Origin of the sequence: Streptomyces sp. NPDC005866 (assembly GCF_040629895.1) — a bacterium.
Classification (GTDB): domain Bacteria; phylum Actinomycetota; class Actinomycetes; order Streptomycetales; family Streptomycetaceae; genus Streptomyces.
On the sequence record NZ_JBEXWP010000043.1, the window covers coordinates 1 to 24,028 of the forward strand.

General features: G+C 68.0%; 18 protein-coding genes and 9 pseudogenes. 7 read left to right on the forward strand and 20 right to left on the reverse strand.

Annotated features, from left to right (window positions below):
- Positions 1-91: 91 nt before the first annotated feature.
- Positions 92-639, forward strand: a pseudogene (locus ABZ396_RS38865) (DDE-type integrase/transposase/recombinase); the annotation flags it as partial.
- Here the strand turns inward: ABZ396_RS38865 and ABZ396_RS38870 are convergent.
- The 3 genes from ABZ396_RS38870 to ABZ396_RS38880 form a co-directional block, all read right to left on the reverse strand.
- Positions 636-4,718, reverse strand: a complete 4,083-nt coding sequence (locus ABZ396_RS38870; RefSeq protein ID WP_358922807.1) for a beta-galactosidase — start codon at positions 4,716-4,718, stop codon at positions 636-638. The pseudogene ABZ396_RS38865 and the gene ABZ396_RS38870 overlap by 4 nt on opposite strands.
- A gap of 1,018 nt (positions 4,719-5,736) precedes the next feature.
- On the reverse strand, positions 5,737-6,060 hold the full coding sequence (locus ABZ396_RS38875) for an ATP-binding protein (RefSeq protein ID WP_358922805.1): 324 nt from the start codon (positions 6,058-6,060) through the stop codon (positions 5,737-5,739).
- Between the two features lie 107 nt (positions 6,061-6,167).
- Complete coding sequence (locus ABZ396_RS38880) at positions 6,168-6,377, reverse strand: hypothetical protein (RefSeq protein WP_358922804.1); 210 nt, start codon at positions 6,375-6,377, stop codon at positions 6,168-6,170.
- Between ABZ396_RS38880 and ABZ396_RS38885 the strand changes: the two are divergent.
- Positions 6,328-6,609: pseudogene (locus ABZ396_RS38885) on the forward strand (transposase family protein); the annotation flags it as partial. The gene ABZ396_RS38880 and the pseudogene ABZ396_RS38885 overlap by 50 nt on opposite strands.
- Here the strand turns inward: ABZ396_RS38885 and ABZ396_RS38890 are convergent.
- Entirely contained in the window at positions 6,596-7,687 is a 1,092-nt protein-coding gene (locus tag ABZ396_RS38890) for a transposase family protein (protein WP_358922817.1), read from the reverse strand. The pseudogene ABZ396_RS38885 and the gene ABZ396_RS38890 overlap by 14 nt on opposite strands.
- 185 nt (positions 7,688-7,872) lie before the next feature.
- On the reverse strand, positions 7,873-8,421 hold the full coding sequence (locus ABZ396_RS38895) for a GNAT family N-acetyltransferase (RefSeq protein WP_358922802.1): 549 nt from the start codon (positions 8,419-8,421) through the stop codon (positions 7,873-7,875).
- Between the two features lie 854 nt (positions 8,422-9,275).
- On the opposite strand from ABZ396_RS38895, the gene ABZ396_RS38900 reads away from it, so the two are divergent.
- Entirely contained in the window at positions 9,276-11,408 is a 2,133-nt protein-coding gene (locus tag ABZ396_RS38900; protein ID WP_358922800.1) for a protein kinase, read from the forward strand.
- Positions 11,409-11,518: 110 nt separating this feature from the next.
- Here the strand turns inward: ABZ396_RS38900 and ABZ396_RS38905 are convergent.
- Positions 11,519-11,670 (reverse strand): annotated as a pseudogene (locus tag ABZ396_RS38905) (chloramphenicol phosphotransferase); the annotation flags it as partial.
- Positions 11,671-12,052: 382 nt separating this feature from the next.
- Between ABZ396_RS38905 and ABZ396_RS38910 the strand changes: the two are divergent.
- Complete coding sequence (locus ABZ396_RS38910; RefSeq protein ID WP_358922798.1) at positions 12,053-12,700, forward strand: phosphatase PAP2 family protein; 648 nt, start codon at positions 12,053-12,055, stop codon at positions 12,698-12,700.
- Here ABZ396_RS38910 and ABZ396_RS38915 read toward each other — a convergent pair.
- From ABZ396_RS38915 to ABZ396_RS38925, 3 genes are all read right to left on the reverse strand, one after another.
- On the reverse strand, positions 12,583-13,290 hold the full coding sequence (locus ABZ396_RS38915) for a M48 family metalloprotease (protein ID WP_359186955.1): 708 nt from the start codon (positions 13,288-13,290) through the stop codon (positions 12,583-12,585). The two genes, ABZ396_RS38910 and ABZ396_RS38915, sit on opposite strands and share 118 nt — an antisense overlap.
- Positions 13,291-13,742: 452 nt before the next feature.
- Entirely contained in the window at positions 13,743-14,129 is a 387-nt protein-coding gene (locus ABZ396_RS38920) for a BlaI/MecI/CopY family transcriptional regulator (RefSeq protein ID WP_358922796.1), read from the reverse strand.
- Between the two features lie 219 nt (positions 14,130-14,348).
- Positions 14,349-14,657 (reverse strand): hypothetical protein, encoded by a 309-nt coding sequence (locus ABZ396_RS38925; RefSeq protein ID WP_358922794.1) that lies wholly within the window; start codon positions 14,655-14,657, stop codon positions 14,349-14,351.
- Positions 14,658-15,090: 433 nt separating this feature from the next.
- On the opposite strand from ABZ396_RS38925, the gene ABZ396_RS38930 reads away from it, so the two are divergent.
- Complete coding sequence (locus ABZ396_RS38930; RefSeq protein ID WP_358922793.1) at positions 15,091-15,756, forward strand: nitroreductase; 666 nt, start codon at positions 15,091-15,093, stop codon at positions 15,754-15,756.
- 48 nt (positions 15,757-15,804) lie between these two features.
- Here ABZ396_RS38930 and ABZ396_RS38935 read toward each other — a convergent pair whose 3' ends face one another.
- The 11 genes and pseudogenes from ABZ396_RS38935 to ABZ396_RS38985 all read right to left on the reverse strand — a co-directional run bounded on the left by ABZ396_RS38935 (position 15,805) and on the right by ABZ396_RS38985 (position 22,476).
- On the reverse strand, positions 15,805-15,948 hold the full coding sequence (locus ABZ396_RS38935; protein ID WP_358922791.1) for a hypothetical protein: 144 nt from the start codon (positions 15,946-15,948) through the stop codon (positions 15,805-15,807).
- A 534-nt stretch (positions 15,949-16,482) separates the two neighbouring features.
- Positions 16,483-16,863: pseudogene (locus ABZ396_RS38940) on the reverse strand (hypothetical protein); the annotation flags it as partial.
- 205 nt (positions 16,864-17,068) lie between these two features.
- Positions 17,069-17,667, reverse strand: a pseudogene (locus ABZ396_RS38945) (transposase); the annotation flags it as partial.
- Positions 17,668-17,872: 205 nt separating this feature from the next.
- A complete protein-coding gene (locus ABZ396_RS38950) occupies positions 17,873-18,181 on the reverse strand; it encodes a hypothetical protein (RefSeq protein WP_358922790.1) in 309 nt (102 codons plus the stop codon).
- Between the two features lie 418 nt (positions 18,182-18,599).
- Positions 18,600-19,052, reverse strand: a pseudogene (locus ABZ396_RS38955) (NAD(P)-dependent oxidoreductase).
- Positions 19,053-19,100: 48 nt separating this feature from the next.
- Entirely contained in the window at positions 19,101-19,328 is a 228-nt protein-coding gene (locus ABZ396_RS38960; protein WP_358922788.1) for a hypothetical protein, read from the reverse strand.
- Positions 19,329-19,808: 480 nt separating this feature from the next.
- Entirely contained in the window at positions 19,809-20,324 is a 516-nt protein-coding gene (locus tag ABZ396_RS38965) for a hypothetical protein (RefSeq protein WP_358922787.1), read from the reverse strand.
- A 79-nt stretch (positions 20,325-20,403) separates the two neighbouring features.
- Positions 20,404-21,174: pseudogene (locus ABZ396_RS38970) on the reverse strand (transposase family protein).
- Positions 21,175-21,313: 139 nt separating this feature from the next.
- Positions 21,314-21,686 (reverse strand): annotated as a pseudogene (gene crcB / locus ABZ396_RS38975) (fluoride efflux transporter CrcB).
- Between the two features lie 4 nt (positions 21,687-21,690).
- Positions 21,691-22,029, reverse strand: coding sequence for a DUF190 domain-containing protein (locus ABZ396_RS38980; protein ID WP_358922785.1), 339 nt, complete (start codon positions 22,027-22,029; stop codon positions 21,691-21,693).
- Positions 22,026-22,476: pseudogene (locus ABZ396_RS38985) on the reverse strand (CrcB family protein). The gene ABZ396_RS38980 and the pseudogene ABZ396_RS38985 overlap by 4 nt, the downstream one beginning before the upstream one ends.
- A gap of 452 nt (positions 22,477-22,928) precedes the next feature.
- On the opposite strand from ABZ396_RS38985, the gene ABZ396_RS38990 reads away from it, so the two are divergent.
- On the forward strand, positions 22,929-23,207 hold the full coding sequence (locus ABZ396_RS38990; RefSeq protein WP_358922813.1) for an FmdB family zinc ribbon protein: 279 nt from the start codon (positions 22,929-22,931) through the stop codon (positions 23,205-23,207).
- A gap of 179 nt (positions 23,208-23,386) precedes the next feature.
- Entirely contained in the window at positions 23,387-24,025 is a 639-nt protein-coding gene (locus ABZ396_RS38995) for an AmiS/UreI family transporter (RefSeq protein WP_358922784.1), read from the forward strand.
- The last annotated feature ends 3 nt before the right edge of the window (positions 24,026-24,028 follow it).

Genomic DNA, 24,028 nt, shown 5'->3' on the forward strand with positions numbered 1-24,028 from the left:
CAAGAGGGTGTTCAGGTCTTGCGTCACAACATGATCTTGAACACCCTCTGTTCATGCCTGATCGTCAGCCCAGGACATAGGACTTACTCGTCTAGTCCACATCGATGTCAAGAAGCTCGCCCGCTCCCCGACGGCGGCGGCCACAAAGTCCTCGGCCGCGCAGCCGGCCGGGCCAACCAGGACCGCCGCAACGGCACCGGATACGCCTACCTACACACCGCCCTGGACGACCACACCCGCCTCGCTTACACCGAAGACGTGGCCGGTGAGAAGGCCGCGACCTGCGCGGCCTCCCTGCGACGGGCAACTGCTTGGTTCGCCCAGCAGGGCGTCGCCGTCGAGCGGGTCCTCGACCGACAACGCCTGGGCCTACACCAAGAACACCTGGCGCCAGACCTGCCGCGAGCTGGGCATCAGCCCCCGCCGGACCCGCCCTGGCGGCCACAGACAAACGGCAAGGTCGAACGCCTCCACCGCACCTTGCTCGAGGAATGGGCCTAGCCCTACACCTCAGACGCCCAACGACAGGCCGCGTTTCCCGACTGGCTGGACTGGTACAACTACCACCGACCCCACACCGGCATCGGCGGCCACACCCCAGCCAGCCGCGTCACCAACCTGTCGGGACTGCACACCTAGCCGCACGTCAGTGTCGGTGTCCCCCAGTCTCCGTGGTCGTTGCCGTTGCCGTCGCCCGCGTCGCCGACCTTGAGGTCGATCACCTGGGCGCCGGTGACGTCGACGTCGATCGGCAGGGCCGCCTGTTTGCCGCGGATCGTCGGCGTGGTCAGCAGGGTCCTGCCGTCGGCGATCACGGAGAACGTCACCGTGCCCGCGCCGCCCGTCTCATCGTCGACACCGACGTCCGCCGTCAACCGCGAGCATTGTCCGGCGAGGTAGAACTGGACGTCGCTGATGGAGTTGGTGCCCAGGCCCTTGGCGTGACCGACGCCGGCGATGGTGATCGGACGGCCGTCGCCAGCGGCCTGTTCGCCGACGCTGCTGTCACGCTCCACCGGACCCCACCCGTTGGTGGACGACAGGAACGACAGGTCACTCACCTCGCTCTTCCCGGCCGGCGGCGCCGGTGGAACCCCTCCGACGATGCGCTCGTCAGCGCCGGTGGCCTGCCGCCCGCTCTGCCGGTAGCGCACCGTGGCGGTGAGTGCCGAGGCGGACGGCAGCGTCCCGGCCGGCGGCTGGACCTGCCAGGTGAAGGTGGCCGACGTGCCGGGTCGCAGACGGTCGACCGAGGTGGGGCTCGTGGCCGTCACGCTCCAGCCCTCGGGCGCGGCGAGCGAGGCCGTCAGCCGGGAGGCGGTCGGCCGGTTGTCCGGTACACGCACCGTCGCACGAGCGGTGAAGGCCCGTCCCGGCTGGGCGGTGTCGGGCGTGTCCAGGGTGACATCCGCTCCCGGACGCCTCGGCATCGCGTACGTCCGGGCGTCGTAGCGCGGGCTGTCGTTCTGCGCGACGCGCAGGGGCGAGGCGTAGCTGCCGTAGTCGGTGAGCGAGACCTTTCCGAGGCCGCCGGTGCTGCCGTCCAGGTTCCACACGGCGATGGCGATGCTGTTGTGGCCGTTCGGGTTCAGGATTCCGTCGGGGACCGGGAAGGTGAGCTGCGGGCCGAGGTAGTTGACGTAGTTGCCGACCTGCCAGCCGTTCACGAAGATCGTGGCACGGTACTTGCGTGCCGGGTCGTCGGTGAACGTCAGCCCCAGCGAGGTGTCCTGAGCGTGCGGCAGGTCCAGGCTGACGTCGGTGCGGTACCAGGAGACCCCGGGACGGGTGTCGGTCGTCGGCAGGGCTACCCGGTCCCAGGCGCGGTCCGGGTAGCCGGGCAGGGACCAGCCGGCCCGCTCGCCGTACAGGCCGCCCGTCGAGAGCGGGCCGCGCACGGTCTCCTGCAGGTCCTCGCCGCCGCGTACGCCCTGCAGCCGCCAGGTGACGGAGGTCAGCGGCGCCCCGACGAGGGAGGCGCTGGTCAGGCCGCGCGCGGTCTTGTTGCCGTTGGTGGAGTTGTAGTCCTCCTCGTGCCCCATGTTCACGGTGAGCACGGAGAGGACGTTGTCGCCCTCGGACTTCACCGCGCCGAGCGGGAAGGTGAAGTCGGCGCTGCCCGTGGTGGAGCTGCCCAGGAAGGTGCCGTTGAGCCAGGCGGAGAACGCCTGTGCGTCTCCGCCGGAGTCGGAGACCAGGTGGATGCCGGTCTCCTTGCCGGTGGCACGGAAGCGGCCGCGATACCAGGTGTTGCCGGTGTGGAATCCGTAGTCGTCCGCGTAGAGCACCGGCAGCGAGTTGACGCCGGAGACGCTGTTGGTGGTCGTCTTGTCGGCCACCTGCCAGCTGGAGTCGTCGAAACCGGGCGCCGCTTCGGGCGATTCCTCGGCGTGCTTCCAGTTCGTCAGCGCCGGCAGGTGTACCGGGGCGGCTACCGGGATGGTGCCGGCCAGGCTCGCCGGGCCGGTCGGCTTGGCGTCCAATGTCGTGCCATTCCAGGTGACATGGGCGGCGGAGGTGAACACCTCGATGTTCTTGTCGTCGGCGTTGTCGCCGGTGAGCACCACGGTGCGGCCGCCGTCCCCGCTGGTCGCCGTCCGCAGCAGATGGCTTCCCCGCACGAGCACGGGGCCGGTCGCGGTGTCCTGACGCCAGAAGGTCTTCGCTGTGTCCTTGTCACCGACGAGCAGCAGCAGCGGGCGCTTCCCGCCGCCGCTGACGCTGATACGGACGAGGCCCTTGTGGGTGTAGTTCAGCCGCAGGTCGCCGGTGGCCGCGTCCCAGGTGGTGGTGGCCGTGCCTCCGGTGGTGGCCACGGTAGGCCTGGACGCGTAGCGAAGGACGGTCTCGCCGTCGCTGCCCTGATCGCCGTAGAGCACGGCGACGTCCTGGTCGCCGATCGTCGCGCTGGTCATGATCTCCGACGTCGAGTACTGCAACTGCGCGTCCCCGAGCCGGTAGTTGGCCACGATCACATGCGAGTCGCGTCCGTCGAGTGTGATCGCGGTGCCCGGCTGCTGCGGCACGACCGGGTAGGTCGGCTCCGCTGTGGCGGCCGTTGGCACATCGACGGCGTCGATGGCCACGTAGTTGTCCGTGGAGCCCGAACCGTGGTTCCCGTCGACGACGATCTTCAGTGTGTGTGCGCCGGGTGCCAGGCCGGTCTTCTGGAAGAGCACCGCCTGGTTCTCGCTGCCAGAGTCGTTGACCGTCGCGGCCTTGGTGCCATCGAGGTAGACGTCGGCGTAACCGTGGTTGTTCGTCTTCGAGCCGATCCAGCGGATGGCGGTACCGTCGAAGGGGACGGTGACCGAGTCGCCGGCCTTGTTGGAGAACGACTCGGTGTGCTTGTAGTCGCCGCCGGTGTAGCTCTGGTCGGCCACGTGCGACCAGGAACCGGTGTACTGCAGCGCGGAGTCGGGGTCGTCCCAGGTGTAGTGGGTGTCGGCGGAGGGCTGGGCGTTGAAGTCCAGCGAGACGTGGGTCTTGTCGACCGCCGTGGAGGTGGAGTTCCCGTGCCGCAGGACGTGGAACTGTGTCTTGGTGTCGGGGTTCATCCGGGCGGTGTCGACGACCGAGGAGTCGTCCGGCGGTACGGCCCTGATCACCTCGGTCTTGGTCAGCGGGGCGACGGACTGCGTGAAGTAGCCGATCAGCTTGTCCTCGTAGTACTTCGGATCGAGCTGTCGGTTCTCGCGGATCGCAGCCCCGTAGTCGTACGACGTGTAGTTCTCGGGCATGCCCAGCCAGCCCCAGTTGGTGCCGCCGTAGGTCATGTAGAAGCTCTGCGCGGTGGCGCCGACGGCTATGTTCTGTTTGTAGAACACGTTGGCGAACTGGTCGTTGATCAGCTGGGCGCATTTGTCGTAGCCGGGGCCGCCCCAGGGATCGAAGGCGCCGCCCTGGAACTCGGGCGAGTACAGCGGCTTTCCCCCCGGGTGGTCGTAGCTGATGTCGGGGACGCCGTTCCACTTCGAGGGGTTCGAGCAGTTGAAGCCCTGTGGGTAGGAGTCCGGTCCGTCGACGTCCAGAGCGCCGGTACCGGAGTTGAAGGTGCCGTTGTTGTTGCCGGTCAGCGGCACCGTGATGCCGTCGGCGCGGGCCTTGTCCTCCAGGTGCTTCATGTAGGAGCGGCCTGCGGCCGAGCCGTTGTAGTACTCGTTCTCGACCTGGTAGGCGATGACCGACCCGGTGCCGTTGGTCAGTTGGTGGCGGGCGATGACCCGGTCGATCCGGGTCAGCCACTCGTCCGCGTACTTCAGGAACTGCGGGTCGTCACTGCGGTTGTGCCCCACCTTGGTGGTCATCCAGCCGGGCAGACCGCCGCTGTCGACCTCCGCGTTGATGTACGGCGCCGGGCGGGCGATGACGTAGAGACCGGCCTCCTGGGCCATGTCGAGCAGCTTGTCGACGTCGCGCACCCCGCTGAAGTCGTACACACCCGGCTTCGGCGAGTGGTATCCCCAGTCGAAGTACAGAGAGGTGGCGTTGAACCCGGCGGCCTTCATCTTCTGGAAGATGTCGCGCCACAGGTCCGGACTGGGGAGCCGGAAGTAGTGGAACTCGCCGGACCAGAGGTAGGTGCGCTCGCCGTCGACGAGGAACGAGTAGCCGTCGAGACTCACCGTGTGTGCCTGCGGACTGACGGCAGGTACGGCGGCGCGTGCGGCGGCGGGCGTCTGCTCGCCGGTGTCCCGCGCCGCGGCGGGCGCGGTCATGCCCACGACCAGAGCGATGGTCGCGGCCGCCGCGAGGACCGCCCTCCCCCACCGACGGCGACCGGGTCTCCCGACTTCTGAACGGATCCCATTTCCCGGCACTGCGCCTCCATCCGCCTGAGCAATCAGCATCGAACAGACTCAGGCAAAGCCGAACAGTAAGGGGACACAAGGTCCAACACAATGGGGCGGGAGAACATGTGCTGTCCGGTGAGTGATCGCCGCTGGCGCCCTCGGCCGGAGCGGGCAGCAGTGGTTCCGGTCCGCGCGCCGTCGGTTGCTCAACACCGGCCGCGGCCTTCACCGCGAACTCCGCGCTGGTCCGGCCCGCTGTCGTCGACGCGGTCCGGCTGCTGAGTGTCTGCTGCGTCCGGCGCGGCGGACCGAGGCCCAGTGAGTTCGCCACGCGGATGGGCGCCCCGCTTCCGGCGGGGCGAGGCAGGCGCAAGGTCTGCCCGGAACTCAGCCGTGACGCCCGTCCGCACTGCGGGACGGGCCTGGTGCCTTTTCTGCTCTGCCGACTCGATGAGACAGGCCGCCACGAACGCCGTGCGTCCGGCGGCCTTTGCCCGCCTGCGCGCGGCCGCCGACGCGTTGCGCGCCAACCTCGGGGCGTCAGCCGAACCGCACACTTTGCGCCCGGAACATTCCCTATGTCAAGCCCGTGCGCTTCGGCAAAACTTCACTGGTGCCGCCGCAGCCGCAGTTGTCGAACTGGGGGGTCTTATCCTCTGCCACCTTATCGCGTGATTTGCGCCGTTCTACGGGTGTCAGCGCCGACCCGCGCTGCCGAGCACCTACGGTTGACCGTTCGCTGGGTTGGTGTGAGGCCCCGGCCCGGCGGACGCTTGAGGGGTGGCGCCGCCCGCCCCAGTCGCGCCCCATTCTGGCTGTTCACCATCGCCATCGCCGACTCCAACCAACCGTCCAGACCCCGGCTTTGTACGCCTGTCAACGCTGGTCCAACGAGAACGCCCCCGGCGTTCTGGCGGCCCGACGCCGCGAGCGAGGACGACGCCTACGGCGTGCCGGGAAGCCGGACTGTGACGAGGAGACCCCCGTCGGGGCGGGGCACGAGATCGAGGGTTCCGTTGTGGCCGCGGACGATACTGTGCACGATGGCCGGGCCGCGGCCGACGCCGGAATGTTCATCGGTGCGTACGCGTTCCGTTCCGCGCTGGAGGGGTTGAGGGAGGGTCGGTACCAGTTCCGGTGGCAGCCGACGGCCCGTGTTCTGGACCCGCAGCACGCTCGTGTCGCCGTGCGCCTCCGTGTGGACGGTCACGGTGCTGCCCGCGGAGAAGTTGTGGACGATGGCGTTCTGGACGAGGTTCGTCACCATCCGCGGCAGAAGCTCCGCGGAGCCGCTGGTCCAGGCCGCCCACCAGTGACGCGAGCGTGATCCGGCGCTGTTCGGCGAGAGGGAGTAGCCTTTCGGCGGCGCTTTCCTCAGCGACGAGGGTCGACGCTCTTGCGGGTGAGGTTTCCACGCTCGCCGCAGCTGAGCAGCAGGAGGGCCTCGGTGAGGTCGATCGCTCGCGTATTGACAGCGTGCAGGCGTTCGATGAGTTCGCCCCGGTACCGGATGTGGTTCTTGCGGGCGACGTCGGTCTCCCCGGTCTGCCCCGGCCGCGAACACGACACCACCTGCGCCCGCACCCACGGCCTCGTCGCCGCACCGTCTCGCCGCCGCTTGGGCATCCCGACCCTGACCGACCTCGGCTACGAGAACGCCGGCCCTGGCTTCCGTTGTCCCGGCAAGAAGTCGCAGGGACGCGAACTCGACCTCAAGCAGGTGACGTTCAACAAGGTGATCCGCGGCATCGCTGAATGCGCCAATGCCCTGCTCAAGGTCACCTTCAAGGCCCTGCGCAGAGTCAGCCTCGACCCCGGCCTGCCGACACCGACGTCGGCGGTCCGCAGCTTGCGGCCGGGTCGGTACCCGGCGCCGCCGGTCGCGATCGGTCAGGCGGCGCCGGGAGCCTCTTCGCGGGCCCGGTTGATGTTCTCGTGCACGTCCACCCGGGCATGGTGTCCCTTACGGTCTTGGGGGAAATTGAGCTTCGGGCGTGCCTGCCCGGCGGTTCGGCTGGTGGGTGATCAGCGGGCGGTGTTGCGGACGAGGACGAGTTCGGTGCTTGTCCGGCGGTGGTGGCCCGCTGCGCGGATCGGTCGGAGGCGAGTGAGGCGATCGCGAGATGAGTCTCGGCGTAGGTATCGCGGCGTCCGGTGAATCGGCGCAGGGGTGCCCACTGGCGGAGCTCGGCGTTGGTGTGCTCCACACAGATCCTTGCCGAGGACTGCCGCCGCCGTGTCTCGCGCCAGGCGTGCTTGTCACCGTCACACGCCTCGTCCTTGGGCTTCTTCGGCGGGGCGCTGACCTGGCCGGGGAACTCCTTGGCCAGCCCTAGGTAGCCGGAATCGACCTTCGCCTTCACGCCGGGACGGATGCGGAACTGCTCGGCGATGCCCTCGGTGCGCACGGCGGTCTGGTCCTGCATCCGGCCCGGGCGGACCAGGCCGGACAGCAACAAGCGGCCCTGGCCGTCGCTGAACGTGGTGGTCTTGATGGTGTTCTGCTTGCGTTTGCCGGAGACGAACGCCCGGCGCCCGGAGCGGTCGGCCTGCGGGCGGCGGACCTGGGTCTCGGCCCCGTCGAGCCGCAGCTCAACGCCCTCCGCCTCGGCATAGGCGAAGACGTCCTCCAGCGTCTTCAGCCGCAGGCCGGGCCGGTCGGGCACGGCGCAACCACGGGCCGTCAGCAGCGGGCGGACCTGGCGGATGGCCGCGGAAACGGTGGAGCGATCCACCTCGAAGAGCTCGGCGAGCACCACGTGCGGCAACTGATGGCGCAGATGAACCAGGGTGACCAGCAGCCGATCGAGGAGGACCAGCTTGGGCTTTCGGCCGGCACCCGCAGCTCGCCGACGCTCCCCGCCCCGGGCCTCGCGGAGCGCGGACTGCCGCATGGCCTCCCACGCACTGGCGAGCTCGGCGAGCAACTTGCCGAAAAGTGCGCGTGAGACACCGGACAGGGCAGGATGGGAACAGGCCGCACGAGCCCAGGTCAGCTTCACAACTCACCCAACCCGTAGGGCCCTTCTCATGTCACGGCCCGACCGGGACGATCACCATGTCCGCCGAGGCCGTAGAGCTACTCGGCCTGAATCGCGCCTGCCGGGACCTCGAAGACGATCACGAGCCCGTCGCGCTCGTTGCCCTGCTCGCCGACGCGCGTGAAACCGAAGCCCGCGATGGTGGCCAGGGAGGCGTTGTTGTCGGACCTGATACGGGCCCGCACGGTCCTGACACCAGGTTCGGCGGCGGCCCTGACGAGCAGTGCCTTCAGCATGGCGCGGGCATAGCCCTGGCGGCGGCACCCGGGCACGACGGTGAAGCCGACCTCGACCATGCCGGCCCCGTCCGGCGGCCCGTGGAACCCGCCGTCTCCGACGACGGCCCCGTCCAGCTTGGACACCGCGGCCCGCGTGATCCAGGGCGCGGCAGACGGGTCCTTGGCGAGCTGGTCAGCGCGATAGCCGAAGATCCAGCGGGCTCGGTCGCAGACGAAGTATTCGTCAAGGGCGACCCCTGCCTCGGCACTGCCGCCGGCGAGGTTACCGTCGGCAAGCGCCCGCAGCGCCTTTGCGCTGAGCTCGACGAAGCGGACGCGTTTGGGGATGGAGTGAGGTTCGTTATTCATCGCGGAGATGCTCGCCCAGCACCAGAGGGCTGTCCACCGCATTACGGCCTCGCCGGACATGGTGATCGTCCCAGTCGGGCCGTGACATGAGAAGGGCCGTACGGACGCCGCGATACCTACGCCGAGACCCACTTCGCGATCGCCTCACTCGTCTCCGACCGATCCGCGCAGCGGGCCACCACCGCCGGACAAGCACCGAACTCGTCCTCGTCCGCAACACCGCCCGCTGATCACCCACCAGCCGAACCGCCGGGCAGGCACGCCCGAAGCTCAATTTCCCCCGAGACCGTTAGGGCGACCGGACATGACGGTGGCCCGTCCCGTGAGAAATCCGGGGCGGCCCACCGACGCGTGTGTGGTCGTGAAGGGCGGTCGCCTACGCGGCGAAAGGCTCCATGAGGCTTCAGCCGAACGATCGTCCTCATGGGCAATAGGTGAGGCCCGGGGACACTGTCCCCTCCACAACCACACCCTCCACAACACGGCGGGACGGTCGGGCATTCCTTCTGGGCGGCGCCGACGGGGCTGGCGCGGGCGGGGGTGGGGGTTGCGCGGTTGGAGGTGCAAAGCAGGGGATGTCCGGGCCGGAGGTTGTGACTGAGCGCTCCAGCTGGCCGCGATGGCGCTCAGTCACAACGGCCGTGAATGAGCGTGGCACTTGTGGCTCGGTGGGGCGGGCCACGGCTGGCTCCTCGACGGTGCGTGCCCAGCACCGCCCTGTGATCGCACTGTGTCTAGTGAAGTCGCGGAATGCGCTAGCGTCCGTGCTGCCCGCAGCAGCCGGGACTATGAGGCCCTAACCCACCTCGAGGCGTGGGAGAGAGCTCGATCACCGCGGAGTCGCAGGAGGGGCCTTGAGCTGGCAGGATGAGACCACGCCGCCGGTGGTCGGGGAGTACCGCGTTGAGCGCCGCATCGGCGCGGGCGGCATGGGGGTCGTCTATCTGGCTGTGTCCCCGTCGGGCCGACGTGTCGCCCTGAAGATCATCCGTGGGGAGTTTGTCGGCGACGCCGATTACCGCGCCCGGTTCCGGCACGAGATCCAGGCCGCGCGGCAAGTCAGCGGGGCGTTCACGGCCTCGGTAGTGGGAGCGGACGCCGATGCCGATCCCCCGTGGATGGCGACGCAGTACTTTGACGCCCCGACGCTGTCGGAACACGTGCGCGCGAGCGGCCCGTTGGGCGAGGGCGCCGTGTGGCGGCTGGGCCGGGGACTGGCTGAAGCCCTGCGTGACATCCACCGGGCCGGTCTGGTGCACCGCGATCTCAAGCCGGGCAATGTGCTGCTGCCCGAGGACGGCCCCCGTGTCATCGACTTCGGTGTCGCCCGGGTACTGAGCGCGGAACCGCTGACACGGAGCGGCAAGGTCCTGGGCACGGTGTCCTTCATGGCACCGGAGCAGCTGAGCACGCCGCGTGAGGTAGGGGCGGCGGCCGACGTGTTCGCACTGGGCGGGGTCCTGACGTATGCGGCGACGGGCCGGGGACCATTCGACGGTGACACGGGTGCCCCACCCATCGCGGTCGCCATGAAGATTGCGCATGACGCTCCGGACCTCGCGGGAGTCCCGCAGGCCCTGCGTGCCGTCATAGAGAAGTGCTTAAGCAAGGACCCGACCGGCCGCCCCTCCGCCGCCGATCTGCTTGCTTTGCTTCAGGAAGAGGGGATAGAGACAGCAGGGCCGCAGGAGCCCGAGAAGACGACGGAACCGGAAGGATCCGCACATGGTCCCCGGCGACGGCCCCGGACGCGCACCTACCTGCTTGCCGCCGTCACCGCGATCGCGGTCACTGTGACGGTCCCAGTGTTCCAGGGGAGCGGTGCGGGAGGAGCCCACGGCGACGCCAAGAGTTCGGCATCGCCCTCGGTCCACGCCTCGTCGACACGCGCTGCCCCCGCCGTCGAACCAGTTGCGGCTCTGCGGCCGAAGGGGTGGGGCTTGTGGGAGAAGAAGCCGACCATCGCCACGAAGCGCGGCCCCGATGGCGGCCTCAGCTCCTGCGCCGGTGCCGGAGAAGTACTTGTGTGCGCGCAGGTCGGTGTGGTGGCCGAACGGATCGACGTCGCCTCCGGACACGCCATGTGGAGCAAGCCGTACACGTCCGCGAATACAGGCTCGGTCGTGGGGCTCGCCGGAAACACGGTCCTGGTCGACGACGCGCGGATCGACGCAAGAGGCAGGGAACAGCTCAAAGGCTTCGACGTGAAGACCGGTGACCTGCTGTGGTCCGCCTGGGTCGTATCGCCAAGCTTCACCCTGCAGAAGTCCACGATCACGACGGTTGACCTTACGGAGGGGGACGGCCGAGTCCGGATCGCTCGCAGGGATGCGCGGACGGGAAAGCTGGTCGGGTCCAGAACCTTTCCCGTCGTCGAGGCCTACACCGTCTTCGGTGGTGAAGACGGTGCGCTGTATCTGCTCCGGGCAGATGCAGGCTTCATCACATCCATCGCCGTCCTTGATAACGCACTGCGCACGACCAAGGTTCTCGCCACATTCGACGAAGACCCCGGCACGCCCGTGGCGGCCGACAGCAACACGGTGTCCTTCCTGCTCAACGGCAAGAGCGTCACCCGCGTCACCAGGGCGGACGGAAACACGGAACGCCTTCCCCTCCGGGACGCTCCACAGGGCACTGCACGCACGCAGGGCAACACGCTCTACATCAGCCGGGCGGACGGCATGCTGGCCTCGTACGACCTCCGCACAGGCCGGCGGAACTGGACCGTGGAGACGGTAGGCGAGTCTCCCACCCGCCCGGTGTTTGCCGACGGCCGGCTGTACAGCCTGGTCGCTGACGGGCGGATCATCTGTGTCGATGCTGCGACGGGAAAGACCGTGTGGCGCAGTGCGGCACGACGTGACCCGAACCGGAGCATCGCGAGTCCCTTCATCGAGCGCCCGGACCCCGTGGTGCTGAACGGCGTGGTGTACATGAGCTCCAGCACGGGATCCGTCTTCGCAGTCGCCCCGCCCGCAGCCTGAGCGTGCGTCAGGAGAAGAGCAGCCCATCCGGGAGACTGATGCCGTTATCAGGTAGGCGCCAGGACGGCGCAGACACGTCAAGCACAGAACGACGCTGAGTGGCCATGCCATCACGCTGTCGGCGATTCCTGGCTGCCCGTCAGGTAGCGCCGGCGGAGGCGGGTGAAGGCGGTGGGGCTGGGGCGGTGCGGGAGGAACTCCTTGATCCGCTGCGCGCATTCGTGTGGGCTGGCCGCGCTGGGTCGCACTCCAGGTCGTAGTCACGACCCGCACAGGCCCGTCGTGTTCACCGTCTCCACCATCCGCTTCGTCCACTACGGCCACGCAGCACGGCGTTCCGCTCCCCGCCCCGCCCCGTAGCCGACCGTCTCAGCGGTCCGCCGCTGGTGTGCAGAACCCGAACCCGGGTGCGGGTTACGCACGACCCACATGGTCGCGCCCCGGCCTCAAGCCGACGACCAGGTGTGATCCGGTGAACGAGTCGACTGGGCCACGCATTTTGTTTCTACAACATGTAGTAGATTAGGTGGACGGCCACCACCTATTCACTGTGATGCCGCTAGTCTGCCATCGCGGGCGTGGGGATTGACCGGCGGCGCTGGGCCGTTCCGCGTCGTCTCGTGCTGACTTGGAAGGACGTGCCCATGACCGCGGCCGCCACCGCATACCTGGCCTTCGACGGCTCCAGCGTCGACGGGTCACTGTTCACCTCCGTCACCGACTTCGCCCGTGACACCAAGTGGCTGAACACCCCCATGGAGCTGTGGACCAACCTCGGCCTGGGAGTCTTCGCGGTGCTCATGGTCATGGGCTGGTGGAACGCGCGCCGCCGAGGTACCCAGGCAATGACTCTCGCGCTGGCCGCACCGGTCGCCGTCGTCACCGCCTTCGCCGCCGCCGAAGTGGTCAAGAAGATCGTCGCCGAGGTGCGGCCCTGCCGGTCGATGCCCCACGCCTATCTGGTCGACGCCTGCCCCGCGCCCTCCGACTACGCCTTCCCCAGCGGCCACGCCACCGTGGCCGCCGCGACCGTGGCCGCGCTGTTCCTGCTGGACCGCCGCCTGAGCGCGATCGCGGCCGTGTTCGCCGTGGTGGAGGGCTTCACCCGGGTCTACGTCGGCGCCCACTACCCCCACGACGTCCTCGGCTCCGCGGTTCTCGCCCTTCCCGTCGCCTACTTCACCAGCCTGGCCCTGCACCGCTGGGCCACCCCGCTGGTCGCATCCCTGAACCGGGGCGCGCTGCGCCCGCTGCTGAGCGCCGAACCCGCCGCCGCGCAGCCCGCCCGGTAGCCTCGCCATGCCGAGGGGCCCACGCTGCCCCACCTCCACCGCCGAGCGCACTCGCCACCCGAGCGACACGTCTTCAGGTAGGTGGCACACCGCCCACCTGACCGTGATCGGCGAGCAGGCAGAACGGTTCGCCCTGGGGCGGGAGATGGCCGCGGACCGTCGGCCGGTGAGCGTCTGTGGGCGGCGCGCTGTTGCGGGAGCCCTACTGAGATCGTCGACCATCCCGGGTGCGCAGCGGCCGCAACGGCCGCGGCGGTGAGATCGTCGCGCCCACCCGACGCCCGCATCCGCCGGCTGGAGGGCAGGCGCCCCCCAGCACGCCGTCTCGGCGGAGCCAGGCGTGGTGAGCGTGGGCCTTTTGCTGTGGACTGCGGCCGGTTCCGTAGCCCTGGCCGCCGCTCCACGGCAAAGGCCCCTGCCCGCTCCAACGGCCGCAGCAGCGGATTCACCGCCGCCGTCAGGTGCAGGACCAGCGAGAACACATGGTGCCGATGCCTCAGGTGAGCCCGCTCGTGGGCGAGCAAGGCCCCCCGCTCCTGCCCATTCAGCAGCCTCAGCATCCCGGAGGTGACGACCACCCGCCCCGGCATGCCGAGCACGGCGAACGCGGCCGCACCGGATCATCGACGACGGCCAGGTCCCCGCCCGCCGCAACATGCCGGCACTCCCGCCAGGCATCGACCAGCGCACGCCCCTGGCGCCAGGAAGCCACAGTAAGACTCACTATCAGGACCAGGACCACCCCGGCGCACCGGCGCACACCGCGGCAACCTTCCGGCTCACCGGGTCCTCCGCCGCCAGCACACTCACCGACCACGGTCCCTGCGCCGCAACCAGCGGCACTTGGCCCACGGCGGTGAACGCCAATATCGCGAGCTCGGTCACCCACGTACCGGCCGCCACAACCGCCGCGCACACCATCGCCCATGCCCCCGCACGTGGCGGCATCCGGCGTCCCGCCCACGGCGCCCAGCGCCAGCACCGCGCCCACCAGCAGCGGCAGATGCATCGGCACCGGCCAGAACACGCCTCAACCCGCCGGTCAGGCGGAGGAGTCGCCGTGCAACAACTGCTCCAGCAAATGCTCGTCCTGCGCCGACAGCTCCGAAACGAACCGGGCCAGCACCGCCGCACGGTCCCCGCCCTCGTCCAGCAGCGAGTGCATCCCCGCCGCCGCATGCCCGGCCTGGTCGTCCACGGGCGCATACACGTAGCTGCGCCCCTCCCGGTGCCGGGTCACCATCCCCTTGTCGCACAGCCGCGTCAGGATCGTCAGCAGCGTCGTGTACGCGGTATCGGGCACCTGCTCCTGGACCACAGCCGCGGTCACCGGCCCGCCGACCGCCCACAAGGCAGCCAGCACCGCACCCTCCAGCTCACCCCGCGCACGCCGCCCGGCCTCCCCCCGACCATCCTTACCGCCCGTCACCTGGCACCTCCCTCGCTGTCCGGCCAGGTTGTCCTCGACCGCCCAAGCTACTACGAGACGTAGAAAAGGGGCCATCTTGATCACAGACGGTCTCGAATGGCCAGCACAACCCGCGCACACAGGCAGTGACATCGTGACATCCCGAGGAGGGGCTGGCGGAACGCAACAAAGACAATGCGCTGCCCCGTTGGCCTCGCAGAGAGTCTGCTGGGTGACCTCCTACCCGCCCGCCGGGGTGAACGCATGAGCGCGCTGATTCCCCGGCCTGCCACGGAGATCGCCCTTCGCCCGCACCTCGTCGGGCAACGGGACCTGACAAGCTTCCTGACTGGTGGACCGGGCCACCACCGCGAGGTGGCCAGAAGCGGGAGTTCGGACCCGGTCCCCCTGTCGAACACGGAGTACGTCGGGTGCCTCGCCCTCGCGCCACGCGTAGTAGGAGGAGCGGGCCACGTGCAGCACCCGGCACAGCAGGACGATCGGGTAAGTCGCCTTCTCCGCATGGATCAACCGGTACAGCTCGCTCACCGGTCGTTCTCCTTCACGAAGAAGGCCGTCGCTTTTTTCAGGATCTCGATCGTCTGCTGCTGTTCACGGACCTCCTTGCGCAGCCGCTTGAGCCCCTCGCGCTCGGCGCTGGTCAGCTCACCGGACTCGCCCTCCCCCCGGTCCGCCTTCGCCCGGCGGTACCAGCCACGCAGGGACTCGGAACTGATGCCGAGCTCCCGGGGACAGCGGTGACCGTCTTACCCGAGGAATCGACGAGCGCGATCGCGTCCCGCTTGAACTCCTCGGTGTACCGCTTCGTGTACTTGCTTCCCACCTGGTGCTACTCCCTCTGGAACCTCAACATCCCAGTCTCCAGGTGTCCACGATCAAGGGGAAGCCTCACCTTGCTGCCTCGTGTGCGTGCTGAAGGCGGTAGAGAGGTGGTTGCCGTTGAGTGAGAGGGCGAGAAGACGTGGATGTGTATGAGGCTGTGGACAGTCGCCGTGCTGTACGGGCGTTCAGCGATGAGCCGGTATCCAAAGAGGTACTCGAACGCGTGCTGGCTGCAGCGACGCGGGCTCCGTCGAGCGGGAACCTCCAGCCGTGGCATGTGTATGTCGTGACCGGCGAGCCCTTGGCCGAACTGAAGAGGCGCGCGACGGCCAGGGCGCTGACGGGAGACCCGGGTGATGAGCGGGAGTATCCGATGTACCCGGCCGAACTGGCATCGCCGTATCTGGACCGCTTTTCCGCCGCGGCCGCTCAGCGGTACCAAGCGCTGGGAATCGAGCGCGACGATCCCGACAGGCCCATGAAGATGGCAGCCTTGAACTCGGAGGCGTTCGGGGCGCCGGTCGTGCTGTTCTGCTACCTCGACCGGACGATGGGGCCCGGTCAGTGGGGGGACGCGGGGATGTACTTGCAGACGGTCATGCTGCTGCTGAGGGCGGAAGGATTGCACAGCTGCCCCCAGGTGATGTGGACGATGTATCGCAAGACGGTCAGCCAGATAGTCGGAGCCGATGACGGGCTTCTACTGTTCTGCGGTGTCTCGGTGGGATTCGAGAAGGAGGGCGTGCCGCGGCTGCGGACCGGGCGGGCGGACATGACAGAGATAGTGAGCTTCATCGGAGTGTGACCGTTCTTTGGCGGCCAAGATCCACAGGCACGGGGCAGGAACAGGCACTCACTGGCGCTGGTTCAAGGCCCTGGTCAACTCTCGGTTGGCCTCCCGGGCGGCCTCGAGTTCGGCCTCGCGCTCTTCCAAAGACGTGGTCAGATCGACGGTTTGCTGTTCCAGGAGCGTGATCGTCCGCTGGAGTTCCTCCACATTCGGCGGGGGCGCCGAGGCCGGACTCCCGCCAGATCTGTTCCCCCAGTGCCTCGGACAGGCGCTTCTCCAACTGCTGGATGCGGGCGACGAGCCGGGTGTTGCGGGCCCGTGCGTTGGCCGGGTCTGCTTGGAGTGAGGCACGGCTGACTGGCGCCAGCCGTCTCGTGCTGGGCAGGCTCGAGTTCGGCGGCGTGGATCAGGGCGAGCAGGTCGCGGTGGCGGTAGAGGAAGGTGCGGTCGACCCGTGCTGCGCGGGCGATGGCCGAGGCGGTCAGCGGTGCGCCGTGGCGCGCGGCGGTCGTGATGGCTTCCCGGACGCGGCTGCGGCGCCGTTCGGTGCCGGCATGGCGGCCGTTGCTCATCTCTGAGGTCACGTCGGGGTCCTTGTCGGGCGGACGTCGGGACCGGGCTGGCGGACACGGGGCATGCCGAGCGTGACGGTGCGGCTGCGGCGGTCCAGGGTTACGGCCTGCTCGATCTGGGCGCGGTCCCCGGGGGTGAGGTCTTCGAGGTCGGTTCGGACACGTTCGATCAGTCGGGTACGGGCGGCCGGGGCGAACCAGCCCAGGGGGCGCCGGGCGGAGGCGCCGGCGGAGCCGTCCAACACCGTATCTTGCCGGTGGTGCCGCCGACGTACCGGATCGCGGCGGTCGGCTGTCCCTTGGCCAGAGTGTCGTAGGTGAACTTCGTCAGCTGGTGGGCGGTGTCCTGCGTCCCGTCCGAGGTGCCGATCTTGCGTCCGAGCTCGTCGTAGTCGGTGATCAGGGTCCGGGAGACGTTCTTGAGGGTGGAGGTGACCGTCAGCGGCGGGTCGGCGTCGTTGTAGACGGTGTCGACCTTGCCCGTGTCCGGGTCGGTCAAGGTGGTCTTGCGGCCGCGCAGGTCGTAGCCGTACGCCCACACTGCTCCTTCCGGGGCAGTTGCTCGCCATCAGCCGCGCTGCAGACGGACCGGCCGTCCGCTGTCCCTGGCCGGGAACCCGACCCGATGCGTCCTCGAACGCTTCTGGCGCGCCGAAGCTAGCCGCAGCCGCACCTACGGCGGCTCCGGCCTCGGCTTGGCCATCGTCGAGGTTATCCCTCCACGCCCACCACCGAGCCGGGCGGGCGAGGCCACTGTAGTCGCGGGGGTGGCGCTTGTAGCGGGGGCTGAGTCTGCGGTAGCCGGACAGCCACGCCATCGTGGTCTCGATCACCCACCTGCGGCGGCCCAACCGTTCGCTGGACTCGATGCCCTTGCGGGCGATCCGGATTCCGCTGCGCTTGCCGCGTAACCATTTCCGCAGGTCCGGGCGGTCGCATGCCTTGTCCGCGTGCAGGCGCTGGGGCTTGAAGTGGCGGTCGCGGGCGGGGTTGTGTCTCGTTTGGTGAACGGCCACCATGGGCTTCAACGCTTCGCTGTCGTGGGTGTGGCGGCGGAGACGCCGACGACCAGGGGCCCCAGTCCGTTTGCGTCCGACAGGAAGTGCACCGTGGAGCCCCGCCTGCCCCGGTCCACGGGGCTCGGACCTGTGTAGCCGCCCCCTTTCAGCGCGTACGGGGGCGGTGTCGAGGACGATGCGGGTGACATCGATGAGGCCTGCGTCGTCGGGCCGGTGAAGGACCGCCTCGTGCAGCCGGTCTCATCAGGCGTGTTCGGCGTTCCGCCGCCCTCCGGCCGCACCCGTACCTACGGAATCAGCGGCTTGGCGATCTCCCACAAGCCGTCCGGCACAATCCAACTCCACGTAGCCCGCCCCGTGTTGAGTCAACGTGCGCTTCACCACATTGGAGACGCTCTTGCTCAGGACCACGGGGACTTTCAGTTCGCGGTCGTTCGCCTTGCACTCGGAGGGCGTTCGGCAGCCGCGCTGCGGAGGAGGCTGCCGACGACTCGCAAGGCCACCCAGCCAAGGGGTTCCTTCACCACTCGCTCGGGCTCGTCAGAGCTTCCCGCCGATCTCGCACGCCTGGCAGGGCGGTCGGCCGCAGGTGCACTGCATGATCGCATCGAGGACCTTGCGGTCGTGGTAGAGGCACTCGTCCCGGCAGGTGTGGCGCGGGATGAACCCTGCCGGGATCTCGCCGGGCCACGGCTCGTGACCGTCCCTGCAGCGGGCGAACCGCTCGGGGTCGGTGGAGTGCAGGTCGTGCATGTTCGACCGCGCCGCGTCCTCCATCTGTCGCACTCGCTCCACCAGGCTTCTGAGCTCGGCGGCGATGTCGGAGTACTGGTCGGCGCCAGTCCTCACGTGTGCGGCCCGCAGTGCCATCGCTGCGTTACCCAAAAACCTGCCGGCATCCTGAAGGTCGGTCACGTGGTGCAATTGAATGCCGTTCACGCCTCGTACCCATACGGCGTCCATGCTGCTCACTGATCCACCTTCCCGGCGTTCACCTTGGTTATGTGCGGGACACTATGCGCGGCGCCGGTGCCTTCGCATAGGGGAAAACCAATCTATTCAAGGACGCTAAAGGTATTGGGCGCGCCCGTCCAGTAGGTTTGGGGTGAACCGGCTCACAGCGGGTGTCGACTCGCAGCAGTCATGACATACCAGGAAGCCTCACTCGTCATTCATCTGCTGGACCTTCCTATGAATCCTCTGCTGATTTCTTGTACACCGGCATATTCGTTATCCGGCGACCGTGTAGGAGCATGATCCCGTACGTTCAAGCCCGCCGCCGGCGACGATCAGGTACTCCGGGCGGATGCGGATGGGGCGCCCATCGAACCAGCACCCCAGGATCCCCCGGGTGCCGGCCGCGTAGCGGGTCTGCCGAGAAGGTCGAACCGTGCACCTGGGGCGTCATCCCCTCGTTCGACACGGTGCCCCACGGGTGGTCCGGCAGTGGCGGCTGGGGATACCGGACCTCACCGACGTAACCGCCCCCTTGTCCACTCTTGAGCGCCTGCTCCACGGCATCCTGGTCGACGATGAGCGCGCGTGCGGTGTTGACGATCTAGGAACCGCGCTTCATGACGCCGATCACGTCCTCGTCGAGGATGTTCCGCGTCTGCGGATGCAGCGGAGTGTGGATTGAGAGCACATCGACCGCGGAGGCCAGCGAACGCACGTCGGGATGCCAGGTCACTTCCAGTTCCTCCTCGACCTTCGGCCGCATCGGCCAGGCAGTACTGCGCCGCCTCAAGCCGTTCGACGTCCACCTGCACTACCACGACGTACACCGCCTGCCCAAGGTCATGCCGTGGGCGATGGCGCTCGGCAGGTCGACGTGGTCCGACCCGATCCCCGCCGTGATCGCCAGTTTGAGCCGGGGAGCCGCGGCGATCCGCTCTGGGGTCAGACAAGCGGGCGGGAAAGGCTGCGAGATCACCACGTCGGCGTCGGCCAACTCGCAGGCCAGGGTGGAGTCGTGTGCTGCCTTGTCGTTGGTCACGACATAGTTGTCGCCTCGGTCCTCCGGGAACGTGCGCAGTGCGAGTCACCCCGAGACCCAAGGAGTTGTCCCGGAGGGAATCCATGGCCTGCGGGATCGGCGCGGTCTGTCCGCCCGGATAGCCAGTGACGCTGGGAATCTCATCGCGGGCTAGTTCGGGGGTAACCGCCCACAGGGTCGGGGTAGAGCACCGCAAGGATTTCTGCCATGGCATCCTCCACCGGTGAGGCCGCAGTGCGGTAAGCCGGACCGAATACCGATGATATTGCAATTTTTGTCGAGCGTGCGCCGGCGCTGCAATCCCCGACGGAGTTCCGCGCTGCAACCCGGCGGAAAATGCGGTCGGTGGCCACTGAGGCTTTGCCAACCTCAGATTGAGTAGGTCAGGGACGGTGTGCGGGCTTGGGCAGCGCCTGTAGTCGAGACGAGACGTCCCGCGGGTGGTCCGTCAGCCGTCCCGAGCCTGCGAGCACGGACTCGTCAGAGTGCTGGGACATGCACGGTGAAGCGGACTTCGGTGGAGCCGAGTGTTTCGGTCACCTTCCAGCAGCCGGGCTCGGGGAAGTTGATGACCGTCGGCCACCACTGCCGGTCGCCGTCGGCGGTGGCAAATCCACCGGTGCTGCCGCGCGCGGAGCCGGGTCTGTCCAGTCGTTTGGCGTCGACGTGCGGGGCGCCCTTCTGGTCAGTCACGCGTCCCTGGGCGTCGAGCGTTATCGACGCGTACTTCGTGCGGTACCCCTCTTCGTGTTCGTCTGTGTGATCCAGAAGGCGAGGTTTGGCCACCCATAGGTCAGCGGCGCCGTGCCATTTGCGTTTCCTGTCGAAGTCGCGCACGGCGGCTGGTACGGAGTCGGAACGGACCGGCGCAGTGTCGCGGCAGGCCGCATTCGTCGTGCCGGAAGCATCCGGCCGACTTGCCGAGGAGGATGGCGAATCCGGCTGGGACGACGTCGACGTCGAACAGCCGACGGCCAGCAACACCAACGGGCCCACCCAGGATGCTGCTCCTCTTGCCATCTGCCTTCGCATACGCCTCAGTCTTCCATGGCTGTTAGCTCCTGCAGGTCCGTCCTCAACCTGCGGTTGAGCTGGTGTGGTACAGGGTGAGGACGGCCTGGACGAGGCTGGTGATGCGGGTAGTCGGGCAGCGGATCTTGCGCAGGAGCCGCCAGGTCTTCAGGGTGGCCATGGCCTGCTCGACGAGGGCTCGGATCTTTGCGTGGGATCGGTTCGCCGCTTGTTGGCCTGCGGACAGCGTCTCCCGTCGGCCCCAGTACGGGACACGGACCGTGGCGTCGGCGCCGCGGTAGCCCTTGTCCGCCCAGCAGACGATCCGTGCCTGGTCGAGGGCGTCGATGATGCCGTGCTCCCGAGCCGCACGAACGTCGTGAACTGCACCGGGCAACGCGGGCGATGCCCACAGCAGCCGGCCGAACGGGTCCGCGAGGACCTGCACATTCATCCCGTGACGGCGGTGCTTGCCGGAGTAGAACGGCCGGTCGGCGGCCACCCGGTCGATGGGCAGGAGCGTCTCGTCCAGCTAACACGTACGCCTTGGTCGACGCGGCCCGGACGGCCTCGGTCAGCGTCGGCGCAGCGCCGCGAGCAGGTCGACAGCTTCGGCCACGTAGCGGTAGACCGTGCTCGTGCCGACTCTGAAACCCGCCGCGAGTTGGGCGTAGGTCGTCCCGTTCCGCAGATGCGCCGGCGCGAGCAGGGCCTGCCTGCCGGCACTCAGTCGGCCGAAGCGGCTGCCGATCCGGCGACGGTGCTCACGCAGCCGGGCAGCGAGGAAGCGCAGGGAACGGCTGGACACGTCCAGCCCACACGGATAGACAAGCACAGGAAGCCCCTGGTGGGTCGGGCGATCGTGGCCGTGAACCCGTCTACCAGGGGCTTCGCCCATGCGGCAGCCCAACAACGCAGCTCAACCACCAAGTTGGCAAAGCCTCACTGTCTCGCTCGCATCCCGGTGATGCCGACTATCCGAACACAGCGTGTGCGAGGGCAAGTCCGACGTAGACGGCGCCGAGACCGGCGATGACCGAGCGACCACGTTGGCCGCCGCGAGAAACCGGCGCTCCGGCCTCGGCCAGACTCAAAGTCTCGTAGGAGAACGTGGAGTAGGTGGTCAGGGCACCGCAGAAGCCGGCGCCCGTAGGAGCTGTACATCCTGCGAGGCGGCCGAGGCCATGGCCGCCCCGGTCAGCGTGCCCAGCATCAGCGACCCGGTGACGTTGGCCGCGAAGGTGCCCCATGGCAAGGTGGTGCCGTGGCGGGCCTGGACCATCTGGTCGATGAGGTACCGCAGGGGGCGCCGACGCCGCCGCCGAGTGCGACGAGCAGAAACCTCATGTGCTCACCCTTCCCGACCTTTGTAGTGGACCACCTCGACGTCTTCCACGATGACCAGGCCTTCGATGTGCAACTCCGCCAGCTGTGCCACGAAGGAGCGGATCCGTTCCTCCTGGTCGACGATGACCACCGCAGCCGGCAGGTCGTCGGCCATCGACAGCAGCCGGGCCGTATGGACGACCGAGGACGCCCCGAAGCCCTCCACGCCTCGGAACACCGTCGCCCCGGCCAGCCCGGCCGCGTGGGCGCGGTGCACAATCTCGGTGAACAGGGGCTTGTGGTTCCAGGTGTCGCTGTCGTCCACGAATATCGTCATGCGCAGCGCGCGTCCGATGAGTCTCATCTCGATCCCCTCATCACCATGACGACCCGGCGGGTGCCGACCATGCCGATCTTTGCGGTGACCATCGCGACGACGACGGTCACCACCAGGTAAGCCAGAGCGGCACCGGCCCTCTGCTCCCGTATCCGGCGCTAGATGTCGACGCAGTACGTGGAGAAGGTCGTGAAGCCCCCGAGTACCCCGGTACCGAAGAACGGGCGCAGCAACGGGTGCGCACCACACACCTCAGTGATCGCCGCCATGAACGGCCGATGATCAGGCATCCCACGGCGTTCAGGCACAGCGTCGTCCAAGGGAACTCACCTCACCTGTCGGCCATAGCAACCCCGCCGCACACCGGGCGCAAGCGCCTGCTGCCCCGCCCGCGGCGATCACGGCGAGCACATATTGCCTGCGCCGGGCGTCCCGGCGGTGCCGCGCCTCTACCACAGCGGAACTTTCCCCCATTGCGGTCGCCAGGGAATGCTTCGCGGGATGGTCGTGCCACGTCGTCCGTTCCAGGCGACGCCACATATCTGCCCTGCCGGAAAGATATGTGGGCGCCATCCGGCCGTTCTGCTGGTGAATCCCACCCTAAGCCTTGAACCGGGCAGGGCAGGAGGACGGCGGTCACATGGTCTGTGACGTACTGCGTCAGCTGCCGGGGCAGGTCGTTACAGTTCCCTCGGCTTCGGATTCTGCCGCAGCTATACGACGTTCCCCATATCCAGTTACGAGTTGTCCAGTTGTGCGAGACATGACAGGCCACAAGGTCCGGGTCGCGCGGTGTGAAAACTTGACACGTGGATTCGCTGGACGTCTCCTGGGAGATACGAAACAAAAACGATGTGGTGTTCCCCTTTCGGGGGTGCCGCAGATACTGGGGTTGGCCGGCGCCCACCGGCGTGCGGAGGCTGCTGATGACAACGTATGAATATCTATGCAGCCGCTGTGGACGTTTTGATGTGAAGTTGGCGATCGGGACGGCGCCCATGGCGTACGGCTGCCCTGCTTGTGCAGGCACTGCGAGACGTGTCTACTCTTCGCCTGCCTTCGCCCGGACCTCCCACGGGGTGGCCGCTCTTCACGCTCGGGAGGAGCAGGCTCGTGAGGCCCCGGAAGTAGTCTCCGAAGTGCCGCCACGCAGCAGGGTGCAGCAGTACGTGCATCCTGCGCTGTCGCGGTTGCCGCGTCCCTGAGGGCGGTGGTCGACAAGGCAGACATTTCCTGCGTCGACGTCCGAACACGGACGTCGTTTCGGTAGCGGTGCGAGGAATGCGCCATCGCGCCAGGTCGGCCAGGATGTCGAGAGCGATCTCGTCGGCCGCCGGGTGCGACGCGATTCCGCTCCCCACGCGGACTTAGGAGGTGCGTCCCCGTGGGTAACGTGGGACTGCTCTTCGTCGGTGCGGTGCTCTTCATGAACGGGGTGATGCTCCTCGGGAAGGTCGACACACGAGCAGCAGCGGTGTTCAACCTTTTCGTGGGTGCGCTCCAAGTCCTGACACCGACGTACCTCATTTTCATTGCCGACAATGACCCCAAGAAGATCTTGGCGGCATCCGGCATCTACCTGTTCGGCTTTACCTACCTCTACGTAGGTATCGGCCTCCTCCTCGGCCTCGACAGTACCGGGGTCGGCTACTACTCGCTCTTCGTCGCCATTACGGCCCTGGGGTACTCCTTCGTCAATTTCCGTCTCTTCAAGGACTACCCGTTCGGAGTCATCTGGCTGTACTGGGCATTCCTGTGGTTCCTGTTCTTCTTGCTGCTCGGTCTCAAGATGGACAGTCTCAGAATCTATACGGGCTGGGTCACGGCGATCGAGGGCTGGGTCACCGGCGTGATTCCCGCCGGTCTGTTGCTCTCCGGTTACTGGAAGCACCCCACCGAAATCGCCGTCGCACTTGGGGTTTTCGGCGTGGTGGTGTTCGGGGCGCTGTGGCCGTACACCCGGAAAACGCGGCATCCGGCCCCTGCCGCCGCACCGCCGGCCGGCCTGAGCGCACCTACCTGACCG

Bases quoted from the DNA above. Each gene is read 5' to 3' on its own strand.
- ABZ396_RS38870 (WP_358922807.1), bottom strand. From the start codon at position 4,718: ATGACCGCGCCCGCCGCGGCGCGGGACACCGGCGAGCAGACGCCCGCC.
- ABZ396_RS38875 (WP_358922805.1), bottom strand. From the start codon at position 6,060: ATGGTGACGAACCTCGTCCAGAACGCCATCGTCCACAACTTCTCCGCG.
- ABZ396_RS38890 (WP_358922817.1), bottom strand. From the start codon at position 7,687: ATGCGGCAGTCCGCGCTCCGCGAGGCCCGGGGCGGGGAGCGTCGGCGA.
- ABZ396_RS38895 (WP_358922802.1), bottom strand. From the start codon at position 8,421: ATGAATAACGAACCTCACTCCATCCCCAAACGCGTCCGCTTCGTCGAG.
- ABZ396_RS38910 (WP_358922798.1), top strand. From the start codon at position 12,053: ATGACCGCGGCCGCCACCGCATACCTGGCCTTCGACGGCTCCAGCGTC.
- ABZ396_RS38915 (WP_359186955.1), bottom strand. From the start codon at position 13,290: ATGCCGGGGCGGGTGGTCGTCACCTCCGGGATGCTGAGGCTGCTGAAT.
- ABZ396_RS38980 (WP_358922785.1), bottom strand. From the start codon at position 22,029: ATGAGACTCATCGGACGCGCGCTGCGCATGACGATATTCGTGGACGAC.
- ABZ396_RS38990 (WP_358922813.1), top strand. From the start codon at position 22,929: ATGACAACGTATGAATATCTATGCAGCCGCTGTGGACGTTTTGATGTG.